Here is a 16794-nt window from a genome sequence, read left to right as displayed (position 1 = left end):
AGTGGGTTTATAGTACATTGTTTTCGGTTTACATTTTTTCTTATTTATTGTCACGTTTTACGAATTAGATTCTCTTTTTCTGTCAAGAGTCTTGCAAGCAGCGATTTTTTAATTTCTACCGCGTTACTGGGGCACAGTTCGCGACAGCAATAACATAAAATGCACTTCTCCTGATTGATCCTGAAACTCCCGTCCTCGAGCCGTTCTATGGCATGGGGAGAACAATTTAAATAACAAGCTCCGCAGTGAGTGCATTTTCTCCTGTTGATTCTGGGATAGATCTTATAATATTTGCCCAGGTTGCGAGTAAGAAAGGAGGGTGCTGTGCTGACTCCTCCACTGGATGGTTTGAATTTCATTTTGACTTCTTTTAATGGAGTTCCGACCACAACAGGACACTGGTTTCCAAAACCCTTTTTTATAGCTCCTGCAGTCGTGGGAATTTTGAGGGGTTCAAATCCTATCATTTCCGCAGCGACAATATCCAGGGAAACACAATCCTGGCTTGCCAGAATTACCCCGGAGTTTACGGGTTTCCCGTGAGAGGGACCGTTCCCTTCCATGCCGATAATTCCGTCCATGACTGCAAAACCGGGCCTGACAACCGAGTAAACGTCGGCAACGGCTTCGCCAAAAAGGTCTCTTTTTCCAAGAAGATGTGCCTGTTTTCGGCACTTCAGAGGAAGAGTCCCAAAAAAGTTCTTGACCGCACCTGTGTAATAGGTAAGCTCGTGGGTTTTTAATTTCGGAAGGGATATTACAACATCGGCTTCAAGGACAGGATTTGCAATGTATAGTTTACGAAACTGCAGGGGATCAGGCACATCTACCAGGGTAAAGCCTGCGGTTTCGAAATTTACTACCTTTGCTCCGGCTTTTCGGGCAGCTTCTTCTATGCCTGAGGCTTTCAGGGCTTTTGCGGTGGCTCCCTGCCTTGAGATTCCAGCTCCGTCCCCTACTACGGGTTTCCCTCCGGCCTGGAGCACGAACTCGCACATGGACGCTACAACTGAAGGATGAGTGGTTACCGCACTTTCCGGAAGACTGGCTGCAAGAATATTTGGCTTCAGAAGCACGCTGTCGCCCGGATGGATTATATTCTCAAGCCCTCCGATAAGTTCCAGAGCTTCTGCTATCGCTCTTTTTGTGTCAGAATAATCAGGGCAGCGGACTATGGATACTCGATTCACGGCTGGAAAATAAACGAGTTTATTATTGAATTTCTTTCCGGTTCAAAGTAAGGTCAAAGTAAGGTTCAAAGTAAGGTTCAAAGTAAGGTTCAAAGTAAGGTTCAAAGTAAGGTTCAAAGTAAGGTTCAAAGTAAGGTTCAAAGTAAGGTCAAAGTAAGGTCTAAGTGATCAACTTGGTTCAAAGTAATTGACTTTCTTCTCAAACTCTTATTTTTACCTTTTATCAATTTTGCTAACTTCTTACCAATTTTACTTAATTTCTTGCCGACTTTATCTTAATTCTCACAAGTTTTATCTTAACTTTTTATCGGCTTTGTCTTGATTCTTTATCGGTTTTTGATCCCTATTCTGGAATCTATTTCTTCAGCTATGCTTTCAAGCTCATCGAAAATTCTTTCCGAGTCCTTTCGCATTTCTTTTACTGCAGCTTTCAGGCTGCCTCCGCGCAGGTATATCAGGCGTTTTTTTCTGTAAAGGAGGCCTGAATCGTTAAGATTTCTTAGATGATGGTTTACTCTTGATATTTTTATTTCAAGGTCTTCAGCAAGGGCTTCTGAGGAAGTTATTTCATCATTTGAGAGTTTATCGAGCAGGCTAAAAATTATCCTGGTCGAGGTATTTTCCGTGTCCCTGCCCGAAGAAAAGCCGAAGCTATTGCATAACCATAGAAGATCCTCTTCCAGACTTTTGATATGCGGTTTTTCAAGGTGTCTGAGGATTATCTGTTGAACCATCAGTGTATATTTTACAATATCTAATATATATAGTTTCTTTAGATTTTATCGATTTCATTTCTACTTTTTGGGAATCGTATTTATTTTTCCGGCAATTTTTAAATATGAGTTTCGCATTATATGCAGATAGTCGAGCGTACGAGCGCTCAACACATTGACCAATCCCATACTGACTCATAGCTACCAGTTAATGTTCAGCTAATATGGGGTCACTTACGCATAAGGAGGAACAACAGAGTGATTATCAGACCTATTGGCGAACGAGTCTTGCTCAAGCACCAGAAGAAAGAAGAAGTGACAAAAGGCGGGATCTATATCCCGGAGCCTGCACGGCAGGAGAAAAAGGAAGGAATTGTTATTGCGGTGGGGACTTTTGAAGATGGAAGGGAGCTTCCCCTGAAGAAAGGTGACCGTGTTATTTACGGGGGATATCAGTCAGATGAAATAGAAATTGATGACGAAAAATACCTTTTTGTCGACTTCAAGGATATCCTGGCAACAGTTGCGGAAGAATAACATCGAATAAGGCCGATTCTGATGAACACAGTGTAAGGGTATATTTGAGTTTAAACCCGGAAATAAGGGTATATTCAGATTTAATTCAGGAAAAGATTTGATTTTAATCCAGGTGAATACGGATGGCTTCAAAGCAGATAATGTTTGACGAAAGTGCAAGAAAGGCACTCTTAAACGGTGTGGACAAAGTTGCAAATACCGTCAAGATCACTCTCGGGCCAAAAGGACGTTATGTGGTGCTGGACAAAAGTACAAAACCCGTGGTAACAAACGACGGTGTAACCATTGCAAAGGAAATCGAACTTCACGATAAGTTCGAGAACATGGGGGCTAAACTTGTCAAAGAGGTTGCTTCCAAAACCCAGGACAATACCGGAGATGGAACAACTACTGCAACTCTTCTTGCTCAGAGCATGATTCGGGAAGGCCTGAAAAATATCAGTGCCGGGGCAAACCCGATAGATGTCAAGAAAGGCATCGAGATTGCAACAGAAAAGGTTGTAGGCTATCTCAAGAGAAAGAGCGTTGAAGTAAAAGGCAAGGAAAAAGTCGTACAGGTAGCTACTATTTCTGCAAATAACGATGATGAGATAGGCAATTTGATCGCCGATGCCATGGAAAGAGTTGGCTATAACGGGGTAATCACGGTTGAGGACTCCAAAACAATGGAGACCAGCCTGGATGTTGTGGAAGGCATGCAGTTCGACAGGGGTTTTGTTTCACCTTATATGGCAACCGATACCGAGAAAATGGTCTGCGAATTTGATGATCCTTATGTCCTGATTACGGACAAGAAAATCAACAGTATGAAGCAGATCGTCCCCGTGCTTGAAAAGGTTGCCTCTGAAGGCCGTTCCCTTCTTATTATTGCCGACGATGTCGATGGGGATGCCCAGGCCGCCCTGATCCTGAATATCATTCGCGGAGCACTGAGGGTCTGTGCTGTCAAAGCTCCCGGATTTGGAAATGATAGGAAGGAGATGCTTGAGGATATTGCCGTGCTGACCGGCGGGCAGGTAATCAGCGAAGAAAAAGGCATGAAGCTTGAGGAATTCGATGATTATATGCTCGGAAGTGCCAGGAAAGTCACTGTTGACAACCATAAGACCATTATTGTGGAAGGCAGGGGTGATAAAGCAAAGATTAATGAAAGGGTCAAACTCATCGAAGCCCAGGTTAACATTGCAGATGCGGATTACAGGAAGACCGAACTCAAAAAGCGCCAGGCAAAATTGGGAGGCGGGGTTGCAGTAATCAAAGTGGGAGCTGCAACCGAAACCGAGCTGAAAGAGAAAAAGATGAGAATTGACGATGCTCTCAATGCCACAAAAGCTGCAGTTGAAGAAGGAGTGGTTACCGGGGGCGGAATAAGCCTTTTCCGTGCAGCTGCCACTCTGGATTCCCTGAAACTTGAAGGCGACAGGGAGGTAGGTGTAAAGATAGTCCAGAGAGCTATCGAGGAACCGGTACGCCAGATCGCTACAAACGCAGGCCGGGAAGGCGCTGAAGTCGTTGCAACCATCAGGGCTGAATCCAGCGAACTCTTCGGGTACAACGCAAAGAAAGACATCTTTGAAGACCTTTTCGAAGCAGGTGTTATCGACCCCACAAAAGTAGTAAGAAGCGGCCTCCAGAACGCTGCCTCAATTGCAGGAATGGTGCTCACAACCGAAGCTCTTGTAACGGATTTTGATGAAGAAAAGGATGAAAGGACAGCTGCAATTATTATTTGATTTTAATTTTTTCCTTTTTTTCCTTTTGCTTTTCTCTACCTTTTTTCCTTTTTTCGTTTTCATGTTTTCTCCAGCTTATCTTCTTTTTTTGCCTCAACTATTTTTATTTTATGACTACGTAATATATTTCTAATATCATACTTTATCAATAGTCATAATTAATTCACGGCATTATCGGGTAACTGTATAAGTTTGGCCTGTACATCTTAGCCCGGTTCGCGATCGAATCTTTCTGCCTAGAAGGTGAAAAAAACATGTTTGAAGTTTACTGTGATTCTTCCTTCAATGAAGGTGAGGACTCTTATATTGGCTGTACCGTGCTCCGGAACGGTGAACAGATCCACCAGTCTACAACAAAGGTTCCGGATGTCCCTAAAAATAATCTTGACTGTGAACTTGCAGCTCTCAACTTCGCTGTAACCCTGGCCAGAATTTTTTCCAAAGATGATCGGGATATTACCATTTATAATGATTCTACTGAAGCCGTAAAAGTTTTCCAGAAGGAAAGGCCGGAAATCGAAAAGAAACTGTCCGGGCTCGTCATTAATTTTGAGTATATTCCACGCGAAAAGGTAAATCAGGCAATTGCGGACAGTTTGTCTAAAAAGTTTCCGGTATTTTTCCTGAGTATTCCAACCTGTGAAGTAGAGTCTTTTTCCCGCAGGGAAGATATTCTTTCCGATATTGCCCGAAACGGGCGCGACATCCTTTATCTGGAGAAAGTCGAAGAAAAATCTACGAATAAAAAAACCTGTTACAGGCTGATCATCCGTACAATGGACAGAATCCTTTCGGATGATCGGCTTTACCTTATAAAAAAAGGAGGCCCTGGCACCCAGGTAAAAGTTGCAGAGGAAATAAGGACAGACCTGTCCGATCCACTGGTACTCTCATCTCTGGAAGCAAAAGGTGTCAGGCTTGAAAACTCATACTTCCTGCTAACGGACGAAACCTGGGGGCTTCGGGGTACGGACAATCAGACCTGCTCCATTCTTCCGGGCCAGGTTCGCCACAGGATTATTTGCGACGAAGTGGATCGGTCCCCTCAAAATCTCCTCAGAAGAGCTGAACGTTTCAGATAATCTTTCCGTCTCATGGGATTTCCTTACCTTTATAAATCTCCCTGAGAACTTTCTGAGCCACTGGTAAAAAACTAAATTAAGAAGCTTATATAAAAAGGTTCAACTAGAAAATTCAATTAAAAAAGTTCAACTAAAAAATAAATTCAAATAAAAATCAATTAAAAAGACCCAAATTTCATTTAAAAGATAGCCGTTCAACCCCTAACCCAAGCCAAATCCTGAGAATCCATGAAATCCACGGATTACAAATTACAGATTTTACTCACGATTTTCATCAGCTGCCTGCTTCTCGGGAACCTCCTGGGAAATAAGCTGATTGAAATCTTCGGCATCGTAACCTCAGTAGGCCTTCTAGGGTATCCCCTGACTTTCCTGATTACGGATATAGTAGAAGAGGTTAAGGGAAAGGAGGCTACCAGTATTTTTGTGCATGCCGGTTTCCTGTCCCTCTGTGTTGCGTTCCTTTTTGTTTCTTTTAGTATAGGTGTCCCCCCTGCCTCTATATATTACGATAATGAAGCATATATCGGGGTTTTTTCAAATTCGCTGCGCATGATTTTGGCAAGTATGACAGCTTTTCTTATAAGCCAGCACCATGATATCTGGGCCTTCAATTTCTGGAAGCAAAAGACAAACGGCAGGCACCTCTGGCTCAGGAACAACCTTTCAACGATCGTTTCCCAGTTAATTGATTCAACTGTGTTTATGTTTCTCGCTTTCTACAGGCTGACTCCGGATCTGGATGTGGTCGCAGTCTTCAAGCTGGTTCTGCCGCTCTGGGCTCTTAAAATCGTTTTTGCCCTTCTTGATACTCCCTTTGTGTACCTTGGAGTCAGGTGGCTTAACTCCAAAAACGAGAACAGCGTTTCCCACTCCGGGAAAAAGCGTGAAGCCAGCCCGGAAACCGTTACGCCCCCTTACCACGCCGAAAAACCATAATAACTAACATCTACGGAAACCGTTGAGCCTCATCTGTTGAGCCGCAAACGTTGCGCCGTTTGATCACGCCGGATAGGGTTTGGGGATTAGAAGTATTTCTCAATCACAACCGTTGCGCCGTTTGATCACGCCGCTGTCCGGGGTTTTCGATCAAGCATTTTTTTGAAAAGGCTTGTGAAAAGGCTTTTGGTACCTAATATTTATGGGTGTTCCGACCTATATACATAGGGGGTGCGAAATTACGGTAGAATATCCTGAAAATAAGGTGTGGCAAGCTGTTCCCAATATTCAGCAGGGTGCAGGAAACGAATACGAAGGAAAGGCTGAGGGAAGGGCCGAAGAACCGAAAAAGCCCGATGAAGAGGGGATACGTTATGCTGGCGGTCCAGCCGGTGAGAGCTGTATGTCCTGCCTTGAAATGCCTGAGGAACAGCGCAAAACTTTCATCCTGGAAATACAGCAGGTGGCAGAAAAGATACTCAAAGCCCACGGGGTTATTAATGAAGTTGCTGATCTTTTAAAGGGGGAGTGGTTCGTTAAGCTCCAGAAATCCGGGTTTGAGAAGAAACTGGTTCTTGCAAAGTACGGGGAAGAAATTTTCATAGGATTTTATACTTACTCGGAGGATGTACCGATTCCTGATCCGAACCTTGTTTTGCTCTCACAGAACGGGTTCTGGTATCCACAAAGAATCGAGGAAAAGTATGAGGAAACGGTTTCTTCCTTCTTTACAGGTGCATATGGGGACTATGACTTCCTTAATATTATTCCCGAAAATGTTGAAAAATTCCAGGCTTTCCAGCGAGATTTTGCAAAAATGCTTGAAAGTCAGGGATGGGACAGCCCGGATGTAGAGGCTCTGGAAAAAATCATGCCAAAAAATTAAGCTACCTTATAAAACCGGTTTGACACCAGGAATTAATTTTTTCTTTCTATCTTCTTAAAAATTAACTTTTTTTTCCGTTGCGTCTTCTCAGAAGTTTATCTTTTTCCTTTTGTTCTCTCAATTCTGATTCGGTTTTTTCCCACAGAATATTTAAATCTTGAAAGCATACGCAGTTTCAGGTATAGCTTCAGCGGTGTTACTTGCTTTTACCTCAGCCCCTTTCACAATAATTGATTTTCAGAAGGTCTTTTATGTTTTCGATAAACTCCGAATGCATCTTATCAAAAAAATCTGAAGATATCCCTCCTTTCTATGTGATGGAAGTGCTGGAAAGTGCCCAGGCTCTGGAAGCTGAGGGAAGACACATAATCCATCTCGAGGTCGGAGAGCCTGATTTTCCTACAGCTCCGCATATATGTGAGGCCGCCTGTGCTGCTATTGGCCGGGGGGCTACGAAATACACTCACAGCCAGGGACTTCTTTCGCTCAGAGAGGCGATAGTTGAGTCTTACCACCTGAAGTTCGGAGTCAACCTGAACCCGGATCAGGTCATTGTAACTTCGGGTACAAGCCCGGCTCTCCTGATGGTTTTCATGGCGCTGCTCGAGAAAATGGATGAAGTAATAATGTCGAACCCTCATTATGCCTGCTATCCGAATTTCGTGAAATACCTTGGTGGGACTCCTGTTTTTGTTTACACGAGCGAGACAAACGGATTTGCCCTTGAACCGGAAACAGTAAGGCAGTGCCTGAGCCCGAATACTAAAGCCATCCTGATAAACAGCCCTTCAAACCCTGGCGGGCATGTTATGTCTCCGGAAAGTCTGCAGGGGCTTGCCGAGATCGCAGATGAAAAAGGAATTCCTATTGTTTCAGACGAGATCTATCAGGGCCTGATCTATGGCGGCGCTGACCACACTATTCTGGAATATACGAAAAATGCTTTTGTCCTTAACGGCTTTTCCAAACTATATGCAATGACCGGCTGGAGGCTCGGTTATATTATCTGCCCTCCTGAATGTGTCCGTGCAATCCAGAAAATCCACCAGAACTTTTTCATCTGCGCCAACTCCTTTGTCCAGGAGGGAGGAATCGCGGCCCTGAAAGGTTCACAGGAACACGTTACCGAGATGGTTCAGACTTACAACACACGCCGCCAGTATATGTTGAAAAGGCTCCTGGGAATGGGCCTTGACGTACGCAAAGAGCCGATGGGAGCTTTTTATGTCCTTGCCGACGCCCGCAAATACGGTAGCGACTCCCTGGAACTGAGCCGCCGCATCCTTAACGAGGCCGGCGTTGCAGTTACGCCCGGAATCGATTTCGGGAACGGAGCCGAAGGTTATCTGCGTTTCTCCTATGCCAACAGCATTGAAAATATAAAAGAAGGTATGGACCGGCTGGAAACTTTTCTGGAGAAAGAACTTGAAGGATGAGAATTTCTATAGTCGAATACGATTATCTTTTTCTCCTTTTATTTCCCTTTTATTTTCCCTCTGATCACCTTATGATCGGTCTTTTTCTCTTTTTCACGATGTTTTCCAGATTTTGCTTATATATTTTTAAGTTTGTTTCCCCGGATGCTTCTTAAAATCCGGAAAGGCTGCTCTGGGTCCTGCCGTTTTTTTCCGGGCAGAAAAGCCCTGTTATCATCCAGGTTCCGTACGTGAAATGAGTGCCCATGATAAAGTAAAGTTCCCTCTGTTTCATGAGGTCCGAAAAATGCTCTTTTATTTTCCTTTCTACGGCTGCCGGCTCCTGCTCGTCCCTTATGATATTCCGCACGGTTTCATTGAATTCCCAGTCGAGCAGGATCATTTTATGCCCCCTGCACGCCTCTTCTCTCTCACACATGAAAAAATATCTAACTTCGACAGGCATTCTGGCGGTCTTCTCACCTTTTTCCAGAAAATCTCCCATGAGGTTAAAATACTGCTGCCGGTCATAAGCTTCAGTGCTGTTTACCCTTATCTCGATGTTCATGATTTCCGGCTTTACCACTCCAAGGCTCGCTCCTTCGATATTCAGCCTTTCTATAGACGTAACGAGCGGCAGGACAAGCTCTTTTATTTCCCTCTCTTTAAGGGGCTTTTCCAGGTTCGTGTGACTGAGTACTTTCCTGCTCTCCCATCTGATGTCATGCTCAGGTTTTGTAACCGTAACCTCAAGCAGGTCATTCTTCCTGAAATCAACCAGCCCTTCCCCGTACCTGAATCCCATAGGATAGAGCCTCAGCAGTTCTCCATATTTATTAATGCCGATTACCCCGACGGCATGCCCTTCCCCATCCTTTTTGCTTTTCTCAGGGGTGGCTCTGATAAGAACGGCTATTTCTTCTTTTTCGCGCCTCAAAATGAGAACCTCGGTTGCTATTGACCAGATTTGAGCAGGTAGAAGAAGATTGGATTTGCAGGTTATTAACTATTGGGGGAGTTACGTGAAAGTAATACTTTTTAAAACTCTCCACATTTCTAAGTATCAAAAAGTTAGATTTGTGAGTCTAACGCAATTGATATTGAGACACTAAACGAGTATGCACAGAGCCGAAATGTTAGAAAAAATATAGAACATATAGAGAGGAAATGTTAAAAGAGTACGTATAGAGAAGTAAAATTAAATTAAAAAAGGTGGGGCTGGTGAGATTCGAACTCACGATCGACGGGTATCTCCGAACAACTGCTTTAACAGTCTTCTGGTGAGCATCTATCAGTGCTCCAACGGTTCCTCATCGTCCTGCCCCGTCGGGAAAGACTCGGTAGACCCGTTGTTCATCATTTATCCGCTGGAGCCCATCGCCATGCCGGGCTAGGCCACAGCCCCTTAACAAGGATACTCAAATATCTTTTCTATTTTAAATAGTTAACGGCAGGAATGAGGTTTTACATGCTGAAATATAAAGAGAAGCGCCCAGGGCAAGATTCGAACCTGCGCTCTCCCAAAGAAGAAACGGTTTTCGAGACCGTCGCCTTACCGCTAGACTACCTGGGCATTTTGTTTTGAAGTGAGAAAATTTTCGGGCGCTGCCCGACGTTTTTAGTGCAACGTGTTTGAGATGCAGGGTTAGTGAATATACTTTCTTTCTTATATATTTTGTCATCAGTGGGATCTGTATCTTAAAAATCGAAAAGTGAACTCTGGCCTGCATCATCAGGTTCTTTATTATTCGGTTCTTTATTATCAGGTCCTTCTTTGTCGGTTTCGCCGGTCTCTTTCCTGGGCTTTTTATCACGCTTTTTTTCGGTTTTGCTTTTTTTCCCTGGTTTTAGCTTCTCAAGGTCGGCAAATGAAAGCTGTCCTGTGTGCCGGTTTTCTTCCCCTTTCAGGTTTTCAGGCAGCTCAAGCCAGCCGTACTGGCCCCCTCCACCGGGATGGATTATAACATTTCCTTTCCTGAAGGCCAGGATCGCGTTTACTATCCGGTCGTCACCCACGATTTTCAGGTCTTCCGGTTCTGAATAAATGAGGGCTTCAACTTCGTTTCCGAAGCGTTCTATAAGCTTATTCCAGGCGGTTTGCACACCTTTTGTCTGGACGCTTGCATGGCCGAGCGTCATCTGGATAATTTCGGCAAGGGGAATGAGATGAAGGTAAGGTGGGCGGTGGTCAGGATGTTTCGGTTCCTTAAAGTCTGCGAGTTCATTAATTCGGTCGAAAACCCCTTTCTTTATAATGCCTCCGCAGATCGGGCAGCGCCATTTATTCTCAACGGCTTCGGGCATCGCATACTGGGTAAAACACTTGATGCAGGCTGACCGGTTGTATTTGCCCTCTTCGGGAAAAAAACCTACGTTCAGGGTAGCCCTGTACCCCTGTTCCCTGAGAATAGCTTTTTTCAAGCCGTCAAAGGTAATTTCAGGCACATCAAACTGGGTGAATTCCCTTGCCAGCTTGTTGGTCGAAGGGGAATGGGCGTCGGAATTCGAAAGAAAAGTCAGGCGGTGCAGTTCTTCTATCCGGTCGGCATAATCGCTGTCCGCACTCAGGCCGAGCTCCAGAAACGAAATATAATCTGTCATGTCCCCGTAGCAGCTTTTCAGGCTGTCGTGATAACCGTAAAGTGCGGTCCAGGGAGTAAAGGCATGGCAGGGGCCGATAAGGGCTCCAAGGTCTTTTGCAATTTCTGCAATTTCACTGCCGTCCAGCCTGACATTCGGGCGGCCGTCGGCTTCAAGATTGCCAAAAGGAGCAATGCGCTCGGCCAGTTCTTCAGCCTTTGAAATCGAAGGTAAAATAAGGAGATGATGTACACGTTTGCTGTCTTCTATCTCGGTAGTGGGGATAAAATAAATTTCATCTATGCGGATTTCTTCATCCGAAACGGATGCTCTTTTGATCTCTTCGAGCCACTTCGGATGAGTACAGTCGGCAGTACCGATCAATTCCATCCCTTTTTTTGAAGCCTCCCTGGCAATTGTCGGCAATTCCATTTTCCTGGAAGATGCCATGGAGTACTTTGAATGGAGATGGAGGTCTGTATTGACTTTCATTTCCTTCCCTTTACCGGAAGCTCTGATTTTTAGCGCTTGTTTTAATCAGACAATGTCCTGTTATCCTATGTAGCGCAGGTCTTCCTCGGTTGGCTTGACTTCCTGGATAATCTGCTGTTCTTCTTTTTCCTTTAGTTTTTCCAGGATGTTCTCCATTTCCTCGGCCTTTTTCTCAAGCGACTCGGTGTTTACCTCGATCCCGAACATTTTACAGATTACCTTTAGAAGGGACTGGGCGCTTTTAGGATCCATTAGATATCCAGGGGTCATGCCCATAAGGCAGGCAGCATCAATACCCCGCATCCTGCTGAAAGCTACAAGCAGGCCCGACGCTCCAACTATTCCTCCGCTGGGCTCGGATTCCCTGAATTCTACCCCATACTCTTTGATTTCTTCAATCAATTTCGTATCATTGGCAACCCCAAGAACTGTTTCCTCATAGGTCAGTTTGCCTGTAGGATATCCTCCAAGCGTGTAAATCCTCGGCACTCCAAATTCTTCCGCAATGTCAAGGTAGAGAGAACAGAGTTCGTAATGCCCCTGCGAGGTTGTGCTCTGATGGTCTCCTACAAGGAAAAGCAGATCATTTTCTTTCGCCTTTCCGTGATATATGATATTGCTTACCGGACGGACCGTACAATCTTTATTGACCAGGACCTGAGGCGGAAAGTGCGGAGAATAAACCTCCATAATTTTTTCGGCCCCAAGTTCGTCTACCAGATGCTCTGCCACTAGCTTGCCTACGAGTCCTACTCCTGGGAGTCCGACCACAAGTATGGGTTTTTTGAGCTCAAGATTTTCTTTCAGGCGGACAAGTGTACTCTGCTGCATAACAATTCCTTATCCTTTCTTTGCCATTCTGCGGTACCTGCCGTAAGGGTCCTGAGGAGAAAAGCGGGCCGGATGTGTGGGGAAAGCTTTTCCCCCACAAACCGGACAAATTTCCCTTAAAGTGTACCTGCCGCAATTTTTGCATTTGCGGATCTTTTGTCCCAAAGGGTATCACGCCTTTGCTGATTCGATGTGCCGCTTGAAAGTCCCATGTCCACCGAGTTTGGCAATGCTATCAACTGCGGTCTGGGCGGATTTTTTAAGGACTGATTCGGCTTTCTTGTAATCCGGGGCAATTACTTTGATCCGGTATCTCGGAGCCCCTGTGTAACTTATTTCGAGCCTGACATCTTTTCCATCAACGTCATTGATAGAGTTTGCAGCGCTAAGAGCCTGCTTTATGACTTCTATGCCGTTTGGAAGGTTACATGTAAGGTCCACATAGCCTGCGATGTCTACAAAAGGCAGTTTGATGTTTTCCCCTGCTATTTTGAGTATGCTCTTTAAGTATTTCTTATTGACTTTGATTCCCTTGAAGGCTTTCTCTCCTTCGACAGCAGCTTCTTCAAAGGCAGAATATGCACTTCCGAACTCTTCTACGAGTTTTTCGTGCAGAGCTTGCAGGTTACTTTCATCGGTTTTCGTCTCTTCAGCCACGAACTGGAGCCATTTGGCGGCTTTTTGCTCATTTTTCCATTCCTGGATTTTAGCGCGCCGCTGATGCTCGTTAACGTCTTTCAATGAAAGGTCTATGTGGCCGCGGGAAGGGTCCACGTTAAGAACCTTGCAGACTATTTTCTGCCCTTCCCTTACGTAGTCCCTGACGTACTTGACCCAGCCTGCTTTAATTTCGGAGATATGGATAAAACCTTCCCTTCCTCCGAATTCCTCAAGCTCGACATAGGCTCCGAAATCCGTCACATTCTTTACAGTACAGACAACGAATTCTCCGACTTCGGGCCAGTTATCGTTTCCCATTCGCACCACTTCTCAAATTTTGTTTCTTTATTGCTTTTTACTCTAATCCGGTAAAGTGCTTTAACCTATCCGGTTATTCAAGCACTTCGAGGATGTGAGTGGTAATTGTCGATTTGCCACCGGTTGGTTCGGCAAGGGTCCTTCCACAGACAACGCAGGTGATTTTACGGCTGGCGCTTCCGAATATGATCTGTTCGTTTTCGCAGTCGTTGCACTTTACGCGCAGGAACCTGCTTTTTGGCCTCTGGATATAGTCTACCATTTTATCTTACTCCTTGAACTCGAACTTCTTTGCCCTGAAACAGGGTCTCTGGTGAGCTTTCTTACATACTGTGCAGCGGTATCTAAGCCAGATGCGTTTTGTGGGTTTGTCGCCACCGGGCACCTTGGAGAACTTTCCGCTGTTTCCTATGCCTTGCTGTCTCTTCTTCTGTCTTGCAATGTGAGTCATGGATGAAGCTTGACCCTTCTTGACCCTTTCTGCTATGTGTTCGCTGTGGGTCTTACAGAACGGGCAGTAAGTCCTGAACCTCTTTGGAATCTTCATTCTTTACACCTTTTTAATGATTATTGGTATTGAGCTTGCCTTTTCCGGCTTTTACGGAAAGACACTATGTTAAACATGGAATATACATGGAATATACGCATGGCGTCTACGTATGACATTTTGATCCTGGGAAGATCTTATTTGGGAAGCCTTTGATTGGATGAACTTGAAAATCCTCAGACCTCTTTCGATCTCGATATCACGACTGGCGGTCTTCCATCGAGGAAGAGATCAGAGCAGCTAACAAAGTTAAGCTACACAGATGCTACACAAATATAGCTACACATATAAATACTCATACTATTACCTGGCAGGCTTATGCCGTTGTGCCTTAATTGGATTACCAGGTTCCTGAACTGCGTGCCTTCCTTTTTTCCAGGCTAAAATAAGCTGTAAATCTCAGAAAATTAATTTTTTCCGGGAAATAAGTCTTTTCCGGAATTTTCCTGTCCGGCAATCAGTTTGGCTGCGTTTCGCTTTACCAGCCCTGTAGCATTAAGCTGCGGCAAAACAACGACTTCTTCGGCACTGACCGTATAATTCCGGCCGTCTGCACCTGTGAAGGTCGGCAGATCCTTCAGTATTCGGACAACAACGTATTCCTTATTTATATTGTTTTTGTCTGGTCCTGCTCCCATTTCCCCGCTGGCTGCAACAGCAGGAATTCCAATTTTTGCCTCCGTGTCCCCCCTTACACCGACAAAAGTCTGCCTTTCCCCTACGATCTCAGGCCAGACTGCGATATTCTCGGAATCAGGGTACAGAATAGGACCTAAAAGTTCGGTTTTTGCGGCTTCAATTCCCTGCAGTACAAGGTCATAAAGCCTTTTTTCCGCAGGGAGCAGCTTTTCAATATCCTTTGAAATAGGTTTATCCGCATGAGACTGGATTGTTGCCCTGGTAATAACCTTTCCTATCCGTTTCATGAAGATAGTCTCAAGGTCCGAAAGCGCTCTTTCGTGCTCGTCGTGAAGCATCTTGGATTCCGGAGAACGGGAATTGTTTACTTTACCGATCTCTTCTTCAAGTTCCCGGATATATTTTTCAGACTCCAGGTAAAAATCAGCCGGAATTGTCTTTATTGTCTGGTTCTTTTCCTTATACAGGACCTGGCTGATTTTTTCTATATCCATACTCCGCAACACCTCTACAAATTAGATACACTGCCGCATACTCAGGGACTTCCTGTATGCCTTCTTCTACTCTTAAATCCTTGCCCCTTAATTGTACCGAAAAAGGCTTTGAAACTGTTACCTTTACCGGCCTTTCGCCAAAGACAACGGCATCGTTAAGCGGATCAAACTTCTCTAACTCAGATAAAGCAAGTTTTTTAACCAGCATCCCCGACCCGCCGTGCAATGAGCCTGGCACCCGGATCAAACGTTTGATATCCGCAGTCACGGGTTCGTCAACGCTGGCCCCGAATCTGTGCAGAAAATCCTCCACAGATTCTCTCATAAAATAGGCAGCAATATCTTTAAAGTTTCTGACATCAAAGTCAAGTCTTCCCCTCTCCAGGATATCCTTTAAACCATTTTCGCTATTTGTAAGACTAATCAACTTTTTTACCGTAGTATCGCCTACTTTCTCGTACCTGCGAAGCTCGGGGAACATATCTTTTTTATACCTTTTTCCACACTCGGTTTTCATATACTCCGTAAGGTAGAGGGCAATCCTTTTCCCCCAGCCTGAATCATATCCCAAAAGCGTGCATTTCACAGGCACATTTTTCATGCCCTTGAATGTTTTCGATCCTGTCCCGAATTCCCCATCCATAGCGACATCCCTGAAAAAATATTTGAAATCAAGGTCTCTCCCGCTCAGATAATTCACGATTTCCCTTCTTTCAGCACTCCCAAGTGCCAGGACTTTCGGGCTTCTAATATGGAAGTGGTAACCCCTCCCTCCGGAAAACACAAGCTCGATTTCCTGCTCCGAAAACCCGAAGTCATCTAAAAGGAAATCCATGAGCTTGAAAGTTTCCTTTTTTACGAGCTCAAGCATATCCGCATAGTTCTTCGGGGCATTCGGCAGGTGGTCTGCATCAAGGTCAAAAATCAATTCTGCCCCGAGCCAGTTTTTCTCATTCATCTTCCTGGCATCAGGGTATTCGTAATACGCAGTGGAATTATAAACATGTGCAGGAGCCATGCCGTAAAGATAATCAAGAGCCTCGCCTGGCGAGCCGAAGGCTTTGTGCCTGTGCATCATCTTCTCAGGCATATCGTCATAGAAGATAAAAGCCCATTCTCTATTAGGCAGGTGGTCAGGAAGACCGATTTCGGCATTTTTGTAATAATTCTGGAAGCGGGTTTTCAAAAAACGGGCTGTTCGGCTGTCCATGGTTTCAGGGCTTCTGGGTTTTTGGATCTTTGTTAGGGGTTTTGATCATGGGTATTGTTTAGGGATTCTGATCAGGGAGTATTGTTTAGGGATTTTGACTAGGGATTTTGTAGTGTCTTTGATCAGGGACTTAATTCAGTGACTTTGATCAGGGGCTTTGATTAAGGTTTTGGTTTAGGATTTTGGTTGGGTTTTCCTAAGATAAATCAATCTCATATTTTACTTTTGGTTATATCAGTTTTTTTAAAATTGTTTAACAGCCAATTCGAGTTCAGGGAACTCTTTTTATTACAATGGAATGCATAGCGATTTTTCGATCAAGCTATCTCTGACAGTAAAGTTTAATTCTAACACGAACAACAATAAATGCTGCAGGATTATAGAACCTGACAATATAAGCTCAAACAAAGCTGATAGATAAAAGTTGAAAGTAACAGCGGTCAAATAATAATTGACAAGTAAAATTTGACAGCTGACAAATAACAACTGACAAATAAAAATCGGCAAATTAATAGGAGATCTTATGGA

At 44.5% G+C, this 16794-nt stretch carries 17 protein-coding genes and 2 tRNA genes; 6 read left to right on the top strand and 13 right to left on the bottom strand.

All coding sequences use genetic code 11. The annotated features are described in order from the left end of the window. Positions 1 to 50 precede the first annotated feature (50 nt). Both ACPK8D_RS08375 and ACPK8D_RS08370 read right to left on the bottom strand, forming a co-directional pair. Positions 51 to 1190, bottom strand: coding sequence for a DUF362 domain-containing protein (locus tag ACPK8D_RS08375; protein ID WP_424717395.1), 1140 nt, complete (start codon positions 1188 to 1190; stop codon positions 51 to 53). Positions 1191 to 1516: 326 nt separating this feature from the next. Next, the gene (locus ACPK8D_RS08370; RefSeq protein WP_424717394.1) at positions 1517 to 1924 is read right to left on the bottom strand and encodes an ArsR family transcriptional regulator; all 408 of its coding nucleotides are present in this window, start codon (positions 1922 to 1924) and stop codon (positions 1517 to 1519) included. A gap of 237 nt (positions 1925 to 2161) precedes the next feature. Between ACPK8D_RS08370 and groES the strand changes: the two genes are divergently transcribed. The 6 genes from groES to ACPK8D_RS08340 all read left to right on the top strand — a co-directional run bounded on the left by groES (position 2162) and on the right by ACPK8D_RS08340 (position 8516). Beyond that, positions 2162 to 2440 carry a co-chaperone GroES gene (gene groES, locus ACPK8D_RS08365; RefSeq protein WP_424717393.1) on the top strand — a complete coding sequence of 93 codons (279 nt, stop codon included), beginning with the start codon at positions 2162 to 2164 and terminating at the stop codon, positions 2438 to 2440. Positions 2441 to 2562: 122 nt separating this feature from the next. Then, positions 2563 to 4173, top strand: coding sequence for a chaperonin GroEL (groL, locus tag ACPK8D_RS08360; RefSeq protein WP_424717392.1), 1611 nt, complete (start codon positions 2563 to 2565; stop codon positions 4171 to 4173). Between the two features lie 254 nt (positions 4174 to 4427). Beyond that, the gene (locus tag ACPK8D_RS08355; RefSeq protein ID WP_424717391.1) at positions 4428 to 5255 is read left to right on the top strand and encodes a hypothetical protein; all 828 of its coding nucleotides are present in this window, start codon (positions 4428 to 4430) and stop codon (positions 5253 to 5255) included. Between the two features lie 228 nt (positions 5256 to 5483). After that, positions 5484 to 6194, top strand: coding sequence for a queuosine precursor transporter (locus tag ACPK8D_RS08350; RefSeq protein WP_424717390.1), 711 nt, complete (start codon positions 5484 to 5486; stop codon positions 6192 to 6194). Positions 6195 to 6396: 202 nt separating this feature from the next. Further along, positions 6397 to 7080 (top strand): hypothetical protein, encoded by a 684-nt coding sequence (locus ACPK8D_RS08345; RefSeq protein ID WP_424717389.1) that lies wholly within the window; start codon positions 6397 to 6399, stop codon positions 7078 to 7080. Between the two features lie 251 nt (positions 7081 to 7331). Beyond that, a complete protein-coding gene (locus ACPK8D_RS08340; protein ID WP_424717388.1) occupies positions 7332 to 8516 on the top strand; it encodes a pyridoxal phosphate-dependent aminotransferase in 1185 nt (394 codons plus the stop codon). A 151-nt stretch (positions 8517 to 8667) separates the two neighbouring features. Here the strand turns inward: ACPK8D_RS08340 and ACPK8D_RS08335 are convergent, their stop codons facing one another. The 11 genes from ACPK8D_RS08335 to priS form a co-directional block, all read right to left on the bottom strand. Beyond that, positions 8668 to 9432 carry a hypothetical protein gene (locus ACPK8D_RS08335; protein WP_424717387.1) on the bottom strand — a complete coding sequence of 255 codons (765 nt, stop codon included), beginning with the start codon at positions 9430 to 9432 and terminating at the stop codon, positions 8668 to 8670. 276 nt (positions 9433 to 9708) lie between these two features. Beyond that, a tRNA-Trp gene (locus ACPK8D_RS08330) sits at positions 9709 to 9900 on the bottom strand. Positions 9901 to 9984: 84 nt separating this feature from the next. Continuing rightward, positions 9985 to 10068, bottom strand: a tRNA-Ser gene (locus ACPK8D_RS08325). A 125-nt stretch (positions 10069 to 10193) separates the two neighbouring features. Further along, positions 10194 to 11567 (bottom strand): TIGR00375 family protein, encoded by a 1374-nt coding sequence (locus tag ACPK8D_RS08320; RefSeq protein WP_424717386.1) that lies wholly within the window; start codon positions 11565 to 11567, stop codon positions 10194 to 10196. Between the two features lie 60 nt (positions 11568 to 11627). Further along, positions 11628 to 12398: a proteasome assembly chaperone family protein gene (locus ACPK8D_RS08315; RefSeq protein ID WP_424717385.1), complete on the bottom strand. Its 771-nt coding sequence runs from the start codon at positions 12396 to 12398 to the stop codon at positions 11628 to 11630. A gap of 9 nt (positions 12399 to 12407) precedes the next feature. Next, complete coding sequence (locus ACPK8D_RS08310; protein ID WP_424717384.1) at positions 12408 to 12563, bottom strand: RNA-protein complex protein Nop10; 156 nt, start codon at positions 12561 to 12563, stop codon at positions 12408 to 12410. Between the two features lie 6 nt (positions 12564 to 12569). After that, positions 12570 to 13376, bottom strand: a complete 807-nt coding sequence (locus tag ACPK8D_RS08305) for a translation initiation factor IF-2 subunit alpha (protein ID WP_424717383.1) — start codon at positions 13374 to 13376, stop codon at positions 12570 to 12572. Between the two features lie 73 nt (positions 13377 to 13449). Beyond that, a complete protein-coding gene (locus ACPK8D_RS08300; protein ID WP_011306561.1) occupies positions 13450 to 13638 on the bottom strand; it encodes a 30S ribosomal protein S27e in 189 nt (62 codons plus the stop codon). A gap of 6 nt (positions 13639 to 13644) precedes the next feature. Beyond that, positions 13645 to 13923, bottom strand: a complete 279-nt coding sequence (locus ACPK8D_RS08295; RefSeq protein ID WP_424717382.1) for a 50S ribosomal protein L44e — start codon at positions 13921 to 13923, stop codon at positions 13645 to 13647. Positions 13924 to 14330: 407 nt separating this feature from the next. Next, a complete protein-coding gene (locus ACPK8D_RS08290; RefSeq protein WP_424717381.1) occupies positions 14331 to 15056 on the bottom strand; it encodes a hypothetical protein in 726 nt (241 codons plus the stop codon). After that, the gene (gene priS, locus ACPK8D_RS08285) at positions 15022 to 16266 is read right to left on the bottom strand and encodes a DNA primase catalytic subunit PriS (RefSeq protein ID WP_424717380.1); all 1245 of its coding nucleotides are present in this window, start codon (positions 16264 to 16266) and stop codon (positions 15022 to 15024) included. The genes ACPK8D_RS08290 and priS overlap by 35 nt, the downstream gene beginning before the upstream one ends. Between the last annotated feature and the right edge of the window lie 528 nt (positions 16267 to 16794).

This window comes from Methanosarcina sp., assembly GCF_049706645.1.
Taxonomy (GTDB): domain Archaea; phylum Halobacteriota; class Methanosarcinia; order Methanosarcinales; family Methanosarcinaceae; genus Methanosarcina.
The sequence above is the reverse complement of the archived record's forward strand: the minus strand, read 5'-3'. Positions and strand labels throughout refer to the sequence as shown.

Bases quoted from the DNA above. Each gene is read 5' to 3' on its own strand.
- ACPK8D_RS08345 (WP_424717389.1), top strand. From the start codon at position 6,397: ATGGGTGTTCCGACCTATATACATAGGGGGTGCGAAATTACGGTAGAA.
- ACPK8D_RS08295 (WP_424717382.1), bottom strand. From the start codon at position 13,923: ATGAAGATTCCAAAGAGGTTCAGGACTTACTGCCCGTTCTGTAAGACC.
- ACPK8D_RS08290 (WP_424717381.1), bottom strand. From the start codon at position 15,056: ATGGATATAGAAAAAATCAGCCAGGTCCTGTATAAGGAAAAGAACCAG.
- ACPK8D_RS08355 (WP_424717391.1), top strand. From the start codon at position 4,428: ATGTTTGAAGTTTACTGTGATTCTTCCTTCAATGAAGGTGAGGACTCT.
- ACPK8D_RS08340 (WP_424717388.1), top strand. From the start codon at position 7,332: ATGTTTTCGATAAACTCCGAATGCATCTTATCAAAAAAATCTGAAGAT.
- ACPK8D_RS08370 (WP_424717394.1), bottom strand. From the start codon at position 1,924: ATGGTTCAACAGATAATCCTCAGACACCTTGAAAAACCGCATATCAAA.
- ACPK8D_RS08320 (WP_424717386.1), bottom strand. From the start codon at position 11,567: ATGAAAGTCAATACAGACCTCCATCTCCATTCAAAGTACTCCATGGCA.
- groL (WP_424717392.1), top strand. From the start codon at position 2,563: ATGGCTTCAAAGCAGATAATGTTTGACGAAAGTGCAAGAAAGGCACTC.
- ACPK8D_RS08315 (WP_424717385.1), bottom strand. From the start codon at position 12,398: ATGCAGCAGAGTACACTTGTCCGCCTGAAAGAAAATCTTGAGCTCAAA.
- ACPK8D_RS08300 (WP_011306561.1), bottom strand. From the start codon at position 13,638: ATGGTAGACTATATCCAGAGGCCAAAAAGCAGGTTCCTGCGCGTAAAG.
- priS (WP_424717380.1), bottom strand. From the start codon at position 16,266: ATGGACAGCCGAACAGCCCGTTTTTTGAAAACCCGCTTCCAGAATTAT.
- ACPK8D_RS08305 (WP_424717383.1), bottom strand. From the start codon at position 13,376: ATGGGAAACGATAACTGGCCCGAAGTCGGAGAATTCGTTGTCTGTACT.
- ACPK8D_RS08350 (WP_424717390.1), top strand. From the start codon at position 5,484: ATGAAATCCACGGATTACAAATTACAGATTTTACTCACGATTTTCATC.